General features: G+C 72.1%; 5 protein-coding genes. All 5 read right to left on the bottom strand.

From position 1 onward, the window contains the following. Window positions 1-26 precede the first annotated feature (26 nt). Genes AC3WQR_RS16975 through AC3WQR_RS16955 form a run of 5 tightly spaced genes read right to left on the bottom strand, consistent with a single transcriptional unit; the run spans window position 27 to window position 14,736 of the window. Window positions 27-950, bottom strand: coding sequence for a hypothetical protein (locus tag AC3WQR_RS16975; protein WP_492742909.1), 924 nt, complete (start codon window positions 948-950; stop codon window positions 27-29). Next, complete coding sequence (locus AC3WQR_RS16970) at window positions 943-1,764, bottom strand: serine aminopeptidase domain-containing protein (RefSeq protein WP_492742907.1); 822 nt, start codon at window positions 1,762-1,764, stop codon at window positions 943-945. Before AC3WQR_RS16970 ends, AC3WQR_RS16975 begins: the two co-directional genes overlap by 8 nt. Beyond that, entirely contained in the window at window positions 1,761-2,534 is a 774-nt protein-coding gene (locus AC3WQR_RS16965) for a 4'-phosphopantetheinyl transferase family protein (protein ID WP_492742905.1), read from the bottom strand. The genes AC3WQR_RS16970 and AC3WQR_RS16965 overlap by 4 nt, the downstream gene beginning before the upstream one ends. A gap of 2 nt (window positions 2,535-2,536) precedes the next feature. Further along, window positions 2,537-7,534: an amino acid adenylation domain-containing protein gene (locus AC3WQR_RS16960; RefSeq protein WP_492742904.1), complete on the bottom strand. Its 4,998-nt coding sequence runs from the start codon at window positions 7,532-7,534 to the stop codon at window positions 2,537-2,539. After that, a complete protein-coding gene (locus AC3WQR_RS16955) occupies window positions 7,531-14,736 on the bottom strand; it encodes an amino acid adenylation domain-containing protein (protein WP_492742902.1) in 7,206 nt (2,401 codons plus the stop codon). Before AC3WQR_RS16955 ends, AC3WQR_RS16960 begins: the two co-directional genes overlap by 4 nt. Between the last annotated feature and the right edge of the window lie 157 nt (window positions 14,737-14,893).

The following is a 14,893-nucleotide window of genomic DNA, read 5'->3' as shown; positions in this document are numbered from 1 at the left end:
CAATCTCCTTGGCTTCGGTTGTTGTTTCAGGGCGCGGCGAGCGTGGCCGGGATCGCGCGCGGGGTGCCTGTCGCCGGACGGTCCTGCCGCTGCGGGCTGCCGGTGGCCAGACAGTGCTCGACGACCCAGTCGCCGACGGACTGCAGGAAGAGCTGCTGGCCCTTCACCGTGCAGACGGTGTGGTCCACGTCCCGCATGAACTCGTACTGCAGGCCCTGCATGAACGGTTCGCGGCGCAGGGCGCCGAGCTGGTCGCGGTCGCGGTCGCAGACATGCAGCGATCCCGAATACAGCAGCTGCACTGCCACCTCGCGTTCGACCAGCCGCTTCATCGTGGCTTCGAACCAGATCGCGTTGACGTTGGGCGGCCGCCGGTCCACGAAGTAGCCCGGCAGCGGCTTGCCCACCGTGCTGCCCGGCAGATGGCGCAGCACCCAGCGCCGCGCCTTGCCGGGGAACGACGGGTGCAGCGGCGCCGCGAGCGCGCGGCGCACCGTGAGCTCCCAGCGCGTGCGCCGCTGCGGGAAGGCAAAGCCGTCGAACAGCGAGAGCGCCACCATGCGCGCGTCCACCGCGGCGGCCGACATGGCGTGCTCCACCCCCGAGCACATGGCCACGGTCGCGAACTGGCCGATGCCCTGCATGCGCTGCACGAGGTCCATGGCGGCCTGCAGGCTGTGCACCGCGCGCGTCTGCAGGTCGGGCCCGGTGTCCAGCGCCTCGCTGTCGCCGATGCCGCCCAGGTCGAAGCGCAGGCTGCCCACGCCGCGCGCGGCCAAGAGGTGCGCCAGCTTCACGTTGATGCGGCGCGGCCCCACGCGGTGGTTCGCGCCCATGTTGAACATCAGGCAGGCGACAGGCGCCGCCGCGCGCTGCGCGGGCACGGTGAGCATGCCCATCAGTGCGTTGCCGGGGCCGAAGCACACCGGGGTCTGCGTCATGTCATTCATGGATCGCTCCCTGGAGGCGGTTGAGCGCATCGGCCGGCACCATCGCGCTGTGGGGAAAGGGGTCGGACGTCCAGTCCAGCGGATGGCTCAGGTAGGCCAGGCGCACCGGCATGTGGCGCGACTGCTGCTCGGCCGCCCATTGCGCGGTGGACGTGTCGTCGGGCGGGGCCAGCACCAGGGTGTCGTGCAGGGCCGTGAGCGGCAGCGACTGCGGCGTGAGGGTGCGCAGCTGCGCCTGCAGCGCCGGCGACAGACGCACGCCCAGCGCCTCCTCGGGCAGCGCGTCCGGTTCCCGCGCGAGGTGGCGGCGCCAGGACAGGTCGGGGATGCAGAAGGTCGTGTCGATCGCCTCGACGTGCCGCTCGCGCAGCAGGCGCGCGTAGCCCGGCCCGTCGATCACCGGTTCCCAGAGCACCAGCCGCGCCGGGTCGCAGCGCCCGTTGCGCGCGGCCAGCACGGCCAGGGTGGCGCCCAGCCGCGCGCCGATCCACACGATGGCGGCATGCGGTGCGTGCCGCCGCAGCTCCTCGTGCGCCGCGCACAGGTCGCGGCGCCAGCCGTCGAGCTCGCCCTCGCTCTCGTCGCCCGGCGAGTCGCCGGAGCCGTAGAAGTCGAAGCGCAGCGTGGCGATGCCGGCGCGCGCGAGGCGTTCGGCCAGCACCTTGAAGAAGCGGTGGGTGCGCAGGCCCTCCTGGCCGAAGGGCGGGCACAGGAGCACCGCGGTGGGCTCGCCCCGGTCCTCGTCGGCAGCGTGGAACGCGCCGAAGACCTGGCGCGAGGCCGGTCCGAACATGAGCGGCGTGAAGAGGGTCATGCGACACCCCCTGCGCATCGCGCCTCGCTCATCCCCTTGCGCGGATTCGGTGGGCGCTGGCGGCGGCCTTCGGCGCCGGCCTGCGAGGGCCGGGCGCGGGCTTCGGTATGGCGCCATTCGGCGAGCGAGCCCACGCTGTCCGCCCGCGCGGGCGCCGGTCCCAGCGCCAGCACGAGGATGCGGCCGGCCACCGGCAGCTCGACGCTGCGGCTGTCCGGTGCCAGGCCCACGTCGAAACTCTGCGGCGACACCAGCAGGCCCACGCCGATGGCCTTCAGGCAGGCTTCCTTGCGGGTCCAGCAGGTCAGGAAGGCGCGGTCGTGTTCGTCGGCGGGCAAGGCGGCCAGCGCCTCCTGTTCGCGCCGCGTGAAATGCGCCGCCGCCAGGTCGGCCGCGTCCGGCATCGGGCGCAGCAGCTCGACGTCGGCGCCCAGCGGGCCGCGACCGCCGATGGCGATCAATGCCAGGCCCTGGCTGTGGCTCAGCGAGAACTGGGTGCGCGGATGCCCCGCCAGCGACGGCTTGCCGAAGGCGCCGGTGGCCAGCGTCAGTGCATCGGGCGCCAGACCCGTGTACGCACACAGCGCCTGGCGCAGCGCGACATGGGCCGCCAGGAAGCGCTGGCGGTCGACGGGAAAGCGCAGGTTCTCGGCGCGCGCGCGCTCTTCGTCCGACAGGACCTGCGCGGGCAGGGTGTCGGTGAAGCTGTCCAGCTCGACGTACCGGCAGACCGGTGCGTCGATGGACAGTGCGTTGGCGGCGCCGGTCATGGTCACCCCTTGCGCAGCCAGCTGCCGAGGGCGCCGAGCAGCCCGCCGCGCTGTGCATGCGCGGCGGTGCCGGCGGCCAGGTCGGCGAGGTCCGAAGGCACGCCGTGCGGCGTGGCGTGCGCCGAGGACGCGATCTGCCCGAGGTTCTCGAACAGGTAGCGGCGCGGCTCCACGCGGTGCCCCAGCGTCTGCGCCGCCTGCTGCACGGCGCGCAGCACCAGCAGCGAGTCGCCGCCGAGGTCGAAGAAGTTGTCGCTGGCGCGGATCTCGTCGACGTCGATGCCGATCACGTCGGCCCAGATCTGGGCCAGCTGGGCGTGCTCGGGGCTGAGCAGTCCGCGCTTCGCCTCGTGCGCGTCGCCGTTGAGGGGATCGGCCGGCGCACTCTTGTCCGCCTCGTCGGCCGCCAGCTTGCGCAGATAGCGTGCGCTGGCCGAGCCTTCGGTGCTGGCGATCTCCGCGAGCGTGGCGTTCGGGCGGTCGGCGACGCGGGCCAGCACCTCGAGATAACGCTCGCGCAGCTGGGCGCCGGTCTCGCGCAGGTACACGTCGGCGTTGTAGAGCAGCGCGCCTTCCAGGCCGTGCGGCTTGTCCATCAGCCACACGCCGACGTCGTCGGTGGCGCCGTGCTGCATCACGTGCACCTGGCGGGTCTGCAGGCTGCCGACGGTGCGCGCTCGCTCGCGGGCGTCCTGGAACGAGAACATCGCCTGGTAGGGCCCCGAGGCCTTGATCTGCCCCGCATAGCCGGGCTCGGCCATCAGGCGCTCGAAGGGCACCTGCTGGTGGTTCATCATCGACAGCAGCTCCTGCTTCACGTAGCGCATGAAGTCGGGCAGCGGCAGCGCCATGTCGACCGCGAGCGAGACCGGCAGCACGTTGTTGAAGAAGCCCATGACGTCTTCCGTCTCGGCCTGCTGGCGCCCGCGCACCGGGTTCGCGATGACGATGGCGTCGTTGCCGGTGGCCTGGGCCATGGTCAGCGCGTAGATGCCGAAGGTCAGCATGCTGAGCGTCACGTCCATGTCGCGTGCCACCTCGCGCAGCCGCTGCGTGCTCTGCAGGTCGATGTGGATCCAGTGCGCGCCGCCCTGGCCGCTCTTGCCCGCGCGGCGCGGCATGTCGGTGCGGGGCGGGCGCACGGCCCTGGCGCTTGCGAGCCGGCCGCGCCAGAACGCGAGCTGCTCCTCGCAGGCCGGCTCGGTCAGCCAGGTCTCCAGCCACTCGGCGTAGTCGCCGTGGGTGGTGGCGAGTGCATGCAGGTTGTGGGGCCGGCCGCGTTCGGCGGCGTCGTAGAACGCGCCCAGCTCGCGCTGCATCAGGTCGAAGGACCAGCCGTCCCAGATCAGGTGATGCGGCACGAACAGGAAGACGTGCTCGTTGTCGTCGAGCTGGAACAGGGTCGCGCGCATCATCGGCGCGCTGTGGATGTCGAGCGGCCGGTCGGCCAGCTCCTGCATCTGCTCGACCAGCTCGGCCTCGCGCTGGTCAGCGGGCAGGCCGCGCAGGTCGACCAGCGGCAGGGCGAACTCCACCGACTCCGCGATCGACTGGATCGGGCGGCCCGTGTCCTCGTCGAAGCCGATGCGCGTGCGCAGCGACGGCTGGCGGCGGATCATCTCGCGCAGCGCGCCTTCGAAGCGCGCCGCGTCGAGCTTGCCGGTGAGCCGCTGGGCCGAGGGCGCGTTGTAGACCGACCGGCCCGTGTACAGCTGCTCCATGAAGCGGATGCGTTCCTGCGAAGGCGTGAGCGGCGCGCTGCGGCGATCGGGGTGGCAGGCAATGGGCGCCTGCAGGCCGACGCCCGCGCCCTGCAGCGCCTCGATGACCGCGGTCAGCTTCTCGGCCGTGGGCGCCTCGAACAGCGCCCGCAGCGGCAAGGTGACCTGGAACTCGCGGCTCAGCAGCGTGGTGAGCCGCGCGGCCAGCAGCGAGTGGCCGCCCATGGTGAAGAAGTTGTCGTGCATGTCCAGGCCCGGCAGGCTCAGCACCTTCTCCATGACCGCGAGCACCTTGCGCTCGTGCGCGTTGCGCGGACCCGCGCCGCGCCGCACCTCGTTGCGCGCCACCGCCTGCGGCGGCGGCAGCGAGACGCGGTCGACCTTGCCGTTGGCCAGCGTGGGCAGGGCGTCGAGCGTCACCACGTGCTGCGGCAGCATGAAGGCCGGCAGGTGCTTGCGCAGGTGCACCATCAGCGCATCGAGGTCGAAGCCGCCCTCGGGCGCCAGCGCCAGGTAGGCCACCAGGCGCACGTCGCCGGGGTTGTCCTCGCGGGCCACGACCACGCTGCGCGAGACGCCGGCCACTTCGCAGCAGCGCACCTCGATCTCGCCGGGCTCGATGCGGTAGCCGCGCACCTTGACCTGGAAGTCGAGCCGCCCGAGGTGGTCGAGCAGCCCGTCGTTGCGCCAGCGGCCGCGGTCGCCGGAGCGGTAGACCTTCTTCGTGGCACCGAAGATGCGCACCGTGACAAAGCGCTCGGCGGTCAGTGCGGGGCGGTCGAGGTAGCCCAGCGAGACGCCTTCGCCCGCGATGCAGATTTCGCCGGGCACGCCGATCGGGCAGGGCTGCAGGTCGGCGTCGAGGATCCAGATCTCGGTGTTGTCGACGGGCCTGCCGATCGAGATGCCGCGCGAGGCGATCTCTTCGGGACGCACATGCCAGGCGGTGGAGTACACCGTCGTCTCGGTCGGGCCGTAGCCGTTCCACAGGCCTTCCATGCGCTCGCACAGCGCCAGCGCCATGCTCGGGCGCAGCGCCTCGCCGCCGGTCCAGCCGCGGAAACCGGGCGTGCCGCCGGCCCACTGGGCATCGAGCAGCAGCTGCCACATGCCGGGCGTGGCCTGCAGCAGCGTGATCTGTTCGTCGTCGAGCGCCCGCGACAGGCGGTTGCCGTCCATCGCGACCTCGCGCTGCACCATCACCAGTTCGGCGCCCGCCGCCAGCGGCAGCAGCAGGTCGGGCACGGCCATGTCGAACGACAGCGTGGTGACGGCGGCGATGCGGTCGGACGGGCCGATGCCCGATTCGCGCTGCATCCACTGCAGCAGGTGCGCCACGCCCCGGTGGTGCGCGATGACGCCCTTGGGCAGGCCGGTCGAGCCGGAGGTGTAGATCACGTAGGCCGCGTCTTCGGACCCGGGGTCGTCACTGCTCGGCGGCAGCGCTTCGCCCGACAGCTGGCGCCAGGCGGTGTCGCGGTCGATCTCGAAGACGCGCTGGTCGGCGTCGGCGCGCCAGTCGCGCGGCGCCACCGCGATGTCGGACGAGGTCAGCATCAGGCTGAGGGTGGCGTCGCTGGCGTAGTGGTCCAGCCGCGCCTGCGGAAATGAGGTGTCCATCGGCACGTAGGAGGCCCCTGCCTTGAGGATGCCCAGCATCGCGACGACCATCTCCAGGCTGCGTTCCAGGCACAGCCCCACGCGCTGGCCGCGGCCCACGCCGCGCGCGCGCAGCGCACGCGCCAGTCGGTTGGACAGCGCATCGAGTTCGCCGTAGCTGCAGCTGCGCGCGCCGTCGCGCACCGCCGGGCGGTGCGGCTGCTGCGGCACGCGCGCCACGAAGCCGGCGTGCGCCAGCGGCGCGCCGCGCAGCGGCACGCGCGCCGGCTGCAGCGCCAGCAGCGCACGCGCGGCGCCGGCGGACAGCACGTCGAGCCCGCCGATGGTGTCGTCGGGCTTGTGCGCGGCCGACTGCAGCACGCACTCGAACATGTCGAGCCAGCGCTGCACGCTCACGTCGTCGAACAGGTCGGTGTTGTACTGCGCCTCGACCTGCAGGCTGCCGGCGTGCGGGCGCAGGTTCACGAAGAGTTCGAAGTTCTCGTAGCGCCGGGCGATGGTGTCCTGCACCACGTCGAGCGTGGTGAAGGCCTGCGCGCTGCTCGCCACGTCGGGGTCGACGTTGAAGGTCACGCTCACCAGCGGCAGCCGGCTCGGGTCGCGCTCGAGCGAGAGCTGGCCCAGCAGCGCGCCGTAGGTCAGGGCCTGGTGATCGAAGGCGTCGAGCACGGCGGTGCTGCATTCGTCCATCAGCGCGTCGAAGCGCATGGCGGGGTGCGCGGCGATGCGCAGCGGCAGCAGGTTCACGCAATGGCCGACCAGGCCGGGCACGTCGTGCGCGAGCTGGCCCGAGGTCGGGATGCCGACCACGATGTCTTCCTGCCCCGTGAGGCGGTGCAGCGTCGCGACGAAGCCGCTGAGCAGGCCCGTGAACAGGCTGACGCCGGCCTTGGTGCTCGCGATGCGCACGGCGCCCACCACGCGCCGGTCGAGCAGGCGCTCGGCGCGGCGCGAATTGAAGGTGCGCGCGGCCGGGCGGGGGCGGTCCAGCGGCAGGTCGAGCACGGGCTGCGTGTTGCCGGCAAAGCGCTCCAGCCAGTAGTCGATGTGCGCCTGCATGTCGGGGCTCGCGGCGGCCACGGCTTCCTCGGCGGCGAAGTCCGCGAAGAGCGGCGCGGCCTTGAGCTTCAGCCCGATGCCGGTTTCCTCGGCATAGAGGTGGCCCAGCTGCTCGGTGATGACCGCCCACGACCAGCCGTCGCAGACCACGTGGTGCGCGGACATCACGAGCTCGTGCTCGTCATCGCCCAGGCGGTACAGCACCGCCCGGAACAGCGGCCCGTGTTCGAGCGAGAACGGCGTGCACACCGCCTCGTCGTGGGCCGCGTGCAGCGCCTGCGCGAGGGCTTCGGGCGCGAGCCCGCCCAGGTCGTGGCGCACCAGCTGGTTCCCGGCCGGCGGGCTGACCAGCATGAAGGTGCCGTCGGGCGAGATCGTGGCGCGCAGCGCCTGGTGGCGTTCGAGCAGCCGGTCGGTGGCGCGCGCCAAGGCGTCGCCGTCCAGCGCGCCGCGCAGGCGCAGCACGACCGACTCGTTGTAGGCCATCGAGGCCTCGGGGCTCAGCGTGGCGCCGAGCCAGATTTCGCGCTGCGACTCGGTGGTCGCAATGATGCATTCGACGAGGCCACCGCTCGCGGTGGGCTTGAGTGCGGCGTTCATGCTGCGGCCTTTCCGTTGATGAGGCGCTCGTGCAAGGCGGCGTCTTCGGGTACGTACCAGTACGGCTGGCCGTCGCTGTCGCGGGCCAGCACGCTGCCGTCCTCGACGGGCTTGCGCGCGTCGAAGCGGGTGGGGGCGGGAGCGCGGCGCGGAAGGAAGCCGGATTCCTGCATCTCGGCGACCGATTCCTTGAAGGCGCGCTGCAGGAAGGCGATGTCCTCGGCGCTGTGCGCGCTTGTGAGGAAGCACGGGAAGTTGTCCAGGATGTGCACGCCGCGGCTGCGCATCATGGCGAACAGCAGGTCCTGCAGCGGCTGGTCTTCGAGCCAGCTCACGCGCCACAGCGACGCGAAATGACGGATCTCGATCGGTGCGCCGACCTCCTGGCACCAGCCCGAGAGCTCCGTGGCCATGGCGGTCGTGCTGGCGGTGAGCCCGGCCTGCAGCGCGGGCCCGGCCTCCTTCAGGTGCGTGAGCGAGGCCTTGGCCGCAGCGAGTGCGAGCGGATGGCGCACGAAGGTGCCGGCGAAGTAGGTCACGCCCACGCCCGGGATCGAGTCGTCGCCGTACTGCCAGGCGCCGCCGTCGAGCGCGTCCATGAACTCGCGCTTGCCGGCGATCACGCCGACCGGAAAGCCGCCGCCGATCACCTTGCCGTAGGTGGCCAGGTCGGCGCGCACGCCGAACAGCTCCTGCGCGCCGCCCAGCGCGCTGCGAAAGCCGGTGATGACCTCGTCGAAGATCAGGCAGCAGCCGTTCTTCGCGGTGACGTCGCGCACGTCGTGCAGGAACTCGCGCGGCTGGAAGTCGGGGCGGCGGCTTTGCACCGGCTCGACCAGCACGGCCGCCAGGTCCGCGGCGTTGTCGCGGATGAAGGCCAGCGCCTCGGGCGTGCCGTAGTCGAGCACGCGGATGTCGCCGAACATGCCGCTCATCACACCCGGCGCGGCCGACAGGCCCTTGCCGCCCTTGCCGGCGCGCACCAGCACTTCGTCGAAGGTGCCGTGGTAGGAGCCCGTGAAGGCGACCACCGTGCTGCGGCCGGTGACGGTGCGCGCGATGCGCAGCGCCGCCATCACGGCCTCGGAGCCGGTGTTGCACAGGCCGGCGCGCTCGCTGCCCGTGAGTTCGCAGATGAGGCGGGTCACGTCGGCCGCGAGCGGATGCTGCGGCCCGATCTCGTAGCCCGCATCGAGCTGGGCCCGCACGGCGTCCTGCACGAAATCGGGTTGCCAGCCGAACAGGTTCAGCCCGAAGCCGTTGAGCGCGTCGACGTACTCGTTGCCGTCGAGGTCCCAGAGCCGGGAGCCCTTGGAGCGTTCGATCACGATCTGGTAGGTGATCTCCTTGGTCAGCGGACGGAAACCGTTGACCACGCGCGGGTCCGCCATGTGGGCGCGGTTGTCCTCGGTGAAGCGCTTGCTCTTTGGCGTGCGCTCGACATAGCGCCGCACGAAGGTCGCCAGCCGCGCCTTCTGCCGCGCGCTGGGTTCGGCGGTGCGCTGGGTGTGGATGCGGGCGATGGCGCCGAAGGCCTTGTTGACGTCGTAGCGAAGCGGCGCTTCGGCGGGCGGCTGCGGCTGCGCGGCGGGTGCGGCCTCGGCCGACACGGGTATCGCCGCCACCGCCACTGGCGCGGCCGCGCCGGACAGGAGCGCGAGCTGCTGGCGCATCAGCTCCATCTGCTGTGCGATCACCTGGTTCAGCAGGCCGGTGGGCTGCGCAAGCCCTTGCGGTGGCGTTGGCATCGACACCTGCACGGCGGAGGCCGCAGGCATGGCGGGCATGGCGGGCACAGCCACCGGCTCGGCCTCGGGCGGCAGGCTCTTCAGCAGGTACGCGGCCAGCGCGTCGAAGCTGCGGTAGTTCTCCATCAGCTGGCGAAAGCTCAGCTCGACCTTGAAGCGCTTCTTGATCTGCGTGGCAGCCTGGGTCAGCGTGAGCGAGTCCATCCCGATCTCGCCGAACGGGGCCTGGCCCTCGGCCTGGGCCATGTCGATGCCCGAGATGTCTTCGAACAGGGCCCGCAATCGGCTGTCGACCGACGCCGCGCGCGACGCCTCGGACGGCGGGGAAGAAGGCAGAGGAAGGTCAGGCGAGGGCGCTGCAGCGGTCACGATCGGCTCCAATGAAACAGGCAGGGCAGGCGCAAGGGCCGGTGACACCGGCGCGGTGAGCGCGATGTCGACCCACAGGCGCTTGCGTTCGAACGGGTAGGTGGGCAGGCACACGCGCCGGGCGCCGGCACGCGGTGCCAGCAGGGCGAGGTCGACCTCGGCGCCACAGGTCCACAGGCGCGCGGCGGCCAGGCGCAGGGTCCGGGTCTCGTCGGCCGGTTCGCCGTGCAGCAGCGACACCGCCACCGCGCCGGCCTTCGACGCCGGGGCCAGGCCCGGCAGGCGGTGCTGGCGCACCAGCGCGGCCAGCGTGTTGCGCGGACCGACTTCCACGAAGACCGGATGGGTGGCGTCGTCCGCCGCGCTCTGCAGCGCCGGCGAGAAGCGCACGGTGCCGCGCAGGTGCTGCGCCCAGTAGGCGGGGCTCGTGGCTTGTGCGTCTTCGAGCAGGCGGCCGGTGAACGTGGAGTAAATCGGGATCTGTGGCGCGTGCAGCGCCACCTGGCTCACGAGCGCTTCGAAGGGCGCCACCGCGGCGTCCATCATGGCGGAGTGGAAGGCGTGCGAGGTCTGCAGCAGCCGGCAGGCGACGCCCTCGGCTTCGAGCGCGGCCTGGAGTTCGGCGATGGCCTCGGTGGGGCCGGCGGCCACGCAGGCGCCGGGTGCGTTCTCCGCGGCGAGCGAGATCTGGGGCGAGGACGCGAGCCGCGGGGCCAGCGCGTCCGCACCGAGCCGCACCGACAGCATCGTCCCCGCGGGCTGTGCCTGCATGAGCGCGCCGCGGCGGGCAATGAGCCGGGCGGCATCTTCCAGGCGCATGACGCCGGCGATCACGGCCGCGACGAATTCGCCGACGCTGTGGCCGATCAGCGCGTGCGGGCGCAGGCCCAGCGACAGCAGCCGCCGTGCGAGCGCGTACTCGAGCGTGAAGAGCGCGGGCTGCGTGACGGCCGTCGGCGCGAGCGCCTGCGGGTCGTCTGCGAACAGGCGTTCGCGCAGGTCGAAGTCCAGTGCGCCCTCGAAGGCGCGCAGGCAGTTGTCGAACGCGGCCGCGAACACCGGGTCGCCTGCATGCAGCGCGCGGCCCATGCCCGGGTACTGCGCGCCCTGGCCCGGGAACATCAGCACGGGCTGCGGCGCGCGCTCGGCGATCCGGTCGCTCACGCGCCACGCCGTGTTCTCCGATCGCAGCGCCTCGATGGCCTGCGCCGCATCGCCGGCCACCACGGCGCGGCGGAAGGCATGGGCCTTGCGGCCGACGCACAGGGTGAACGCCGCGTCGCCCAGGCAGAGTTCGGGCTGTTCCTCCAGGTGCGTGGCCAGCTGCTGCGTCGCGACCGCGAGCGCGGCCTCCGAGCGGGCCGACAGCGCCAGCACATGGACGCCCGGTTGCGTGGTGCGTGCCTGCCGCGCCGGCGCTTCCTCGAGCACGACGTGCGCGTTGGTGCCCCCGACGCCGAACGAGCTGACGCCCGCGCGGCGCGGCAGCGCGGCCCGCGGCCACGGCTGCAGCTGGTTGCTGACGTGGAACGGCGTGCGCGCGAAGTCGATCGCCGGGTTCGGCGCCGTGAAGTGCGCGGTGGGCGGAATCAGTTCGTGGTGCAGCGACAGCGCCGTCTTGATGAGGCCGGCGGCGCCCGCGGCCGTGACCATGTGGCCCACGTTGCTCTTGAGCGAGCCCAGCGTGCAGTAGCCCCGCGCGTCGGTGTGCTCGGCGTACGCGACGGCCAGCGCCTCGACCTCGACCGGGTCGCCCATCGGCGTGGCGGTGCCGTGCGCTTCCACGTAGGAAATGCTGCGCGCGTCCACGTCCGCCGCGGCCAGCGCGGCGCGGATCACTGCCGCCTGACCGTCCACGCTGGGCGCGGTGAAGCTGGCCTTGGCGCCGCCGTCGTTGTTGACGCAGGCGCTGCGCAGCACGGCATAGACGGTGTCGCCGTCGGCCTGCGCGTCGGACAGCCGCTTGAGCAGCACCACGGCGGCGCCGTCGCTGAACACGGTGCCCTTGGCCTGCGCGTCGAAGCTGCGCGTGTGGCCGTCGGGCGAGAGCATCGAGCCCTCGTTGTAGAGGTAGCCGCTGCGCGGCGGGCAGGTGACCGAGGCGCCGCCCGCCAGCGCCATGTAGCACTGGCCCGTGCGCAGTGCGTGGAAGGCCTGGGCCACCGCGACCAGCGAGGTCGAGCACGCGGTGTTGACGCTCACCGCCGGCCCGCGCAGGTTGAGCCGGTTGGCCACGCGGGTGGTGATGTAGTCCTTCTCGTTGGCCAGCATCACCTGGAACTCGCCGACGGCCTCCACGAGGTCGGGCCGCGAGGTGACGTGGCGCTGGAAGTAGGTCGCGTTGTACGTGCCCGCGTACACGCCCACCGGGCCCGGCGCTTCGTCGGGCACGTAGCCCGCGCGCTCCAGGCACTCCCAGCAGATCTCGAGGAACACGCGGTGCTGCGGGTCCATGAGTGCGGCTTCCTTCGGGCCAATGCCGAAGAAGGCGGCATCGAAGCCTTCGATGCCGTCGATCACGCCGCGAGCCCGCACATAGGCCGGGTCGCGGCGCAGCGACTCGCTGACGCCGGCGTCCAGGCTGGCGTCGTCGAAGAAGCTGATGGTGTCGCGCCCGGCGACGAGGTTGTCCCAGAACTGCTCCACATCGCCCGCGCCGGGGAAGCGACCGGCGGTGGCGATGAGAGCGATGGGCTCGGGGACGCTGGCGGCGTCCTCGCGCACGGGCACGGGGTGTGGCGCCTGTGGCGCCTCGCCAGCGGACTGCAGTTGCGCCGCGATGGCGCCCGGCGTCGGGTGGCGAAAGAAGAGGTTGGTCGACAGCGGCGGCGCGCCTTCGCGCTGCAGGTCCGCCAGCACCTGCAGCACCAGCAGCGAGCTGCCGCCCAGGTCGAAGAAGTTGTCGTGGCGCCCGGCCTTGTCGATGCCCAGGGCGCGCGCGAAGGCGTCGCAGACCTGCTGCTCGAGCGCGTCGCGCGCGGCCTCGAAAGGCTGCGCGAGTTCGGGGCGCTCGGCGGCCGGCTCGGGCAGGGCGTTGCGGTCGAGCTTGCCGTTGGGCGTGACGGGAAGCTGCGCAAGCCACACCTGCGCCGACGGCAGCATCACCGCGGGCAGGCGGGTCGCCAGGTGCGCGCGCAGCGTGTCCCACGCCAGCTTCTGCGTGCGGGCGACCAGGTAGGCGACCAGGCGCAGCTGGCCGTCGCGACCGGGCCGCGCGACCACCGCGCAGGACTGCACCGCGGGGTGCGCGAGGATCGCCGCCTCGACCTCGCCGGTCTCGATGCGGTGGCCGTGGATCTTGACCTGGCCGTCGATGCGGCCGATGAATTCGAGGGTGCCGTCGGGCAGCCAGCGGGCGAGGTCGCCGGTGCGGTAGAGCCGGTCGCCGGGCGCGCTAAAGGGGTCGGGCACGAAGCGCGCGGCCGTGAGTTCGGGCTGGCCCAAATAGCCGCGCGCCAGGCCGTGTCCGCCGATGCACAGCTCGCCCACGAGTCCGCTGGGCAGCAGCTCGAGCGTCGGGCTCAGCACGCGCAGCACGGTGTCCTTGATCGGGCGCCCGAGCGGTACCGAGCGCGGGCCCGCTGCGATCGCGGCGCGTTCGATGCGATGGGTGGTCGCGAAGGTCGTGCACTCGGTCGGCCCGTAGCCGTTGCTGAGCGTGAGCCCGGGGAGTGCGTCGAGCGCGTGCCGCACATGGGGTACCGACAGCGCCTCGCCGCCGGTGAACAGGTGCGCCAGGCCCGCGAGGTGCTGCGGATCGCCATCGATCACGGCGTTGAAGAGCGAGGCCGTGAGCCAGGCGGTGTGGACCTCGTGGCGGGCGATGGTGCGTGCGAGGCCGGCGCCGGTGGGTACCCGTTCGTCGTGGATCACGCAGCGCCCGCCGTTGAGCAAGGGCCCCCAGACCTCGAGCGTCGAGGCGTCGAAGGCGAGCGGCGCCGCATGCAGCATCGCGCGCCCGGGTGCGAGCTCGATGTAGTCGACATCGACGACCAGCCGCAGGATGGCGCGATGGCTGATCTCGATGCCCTTGGGTACGCCGGTCGAGCCCGAGGTGTACATGAGGTACGCCAGCGATTCGCCGTCGATGGCCGGCGGCGTCCACGGCGCGGGGGCCGCGCCGTCTTCGGGCGCATCGACCCGCACGGCGGTGCAGGGGGCCGGCACGAGAGAGGCCAGCGCCTCGGTCGTCACGACCCGGGTCACGCCGGCCTGGTCGAACATCGTGGCGACGCGTTCGGGCGGGAAGTCGGTCGGCACGGGCACGTAGGCCGCGCCGGCCTTGAGGATGCCGAGCATGGCGACGATGGCGGCCATCGACCGCTCGAACACCATCCCGACGGGGTCGCCTGCCTGCACGCCCGACTGCTGCAGGCGTTGTGCGAGCCGGTCGCTGCGCGCGTCGAGCTCGGCGTAGGTCATCGTTTCGTCGCCTTCCACCAGCGCCACGGCGTCGGGCGTGGCCGCGGTCCGGCGGCGGAACACGGCGGGCACGGTGAGCGACAGGTCGGGCGCGGCGGGCGGCGTGGCCCAGGCGGCGAGCTGGTCGCGGCGGTCGGTGTCGGGCAGGGCGCGGATGTTGTGGAGCGCCGCACCGGGATGCACCAGCAGATCGGCGGCGGTGTCGGCGATGGCTGCGAGCAGGCGGCTGGCGCAGGGCGCGTCCATCAGGCTCGCGTCGACGTCCAGATGCAGGCTGGCGGGGAGTTCTGTCCGGGCTTCGAGCCGCAGGGGCGGCAGGGTGTCGGCGGTCTGCGGCGTGGCCCGCCGGTCGAGGTCGAGCTGGGTCAGCCACGCGCTCGCGGTGCCGGGCAGCGACGTCGGCATGCCGTGAGACCCCGGCAGGGCCGCGCCCAGCCAGCGCGATTGCAGCAGCAGCCAGGCACCCACGAAGAGCGTGTCCGGCAGGTACCCCGTGGTGCCCAGCGACGCTTGCCAGCGCTGCGCGAACCCGGCTTCGAGGACCAGCGAGACGTCGAGCCGTTCGCCTGCCGCCGCGTGCGCGGGCGGCGACACGAACAGATCGCCCAGCGCGGCCTGCGAAGCCACGGCGGCCTCCGGCGACGAAGCAATGTGGGTTTCCATGCAATTACCCGGCTGCAGACTGTGAATGGAAAATTCAATTGAAGGAATCGAATTGATTTCAATTGGATTTGGTTCTTGGTTTGTCGCGATCCTATGAACTTGGTGAGCCTTCTGTTGGGCTCTTTTCTCCATGTTTACATTTGGATATAAATATTTC

It is taken from the genome of Variovorax sp. FW305-3-2-15-B-LB1 (assembly GCF_058787635.1).
Note: the sequence above shows the minus strand (reverse complement) of the source record. Positions and strands in the feature narration are given on the sequence as shown.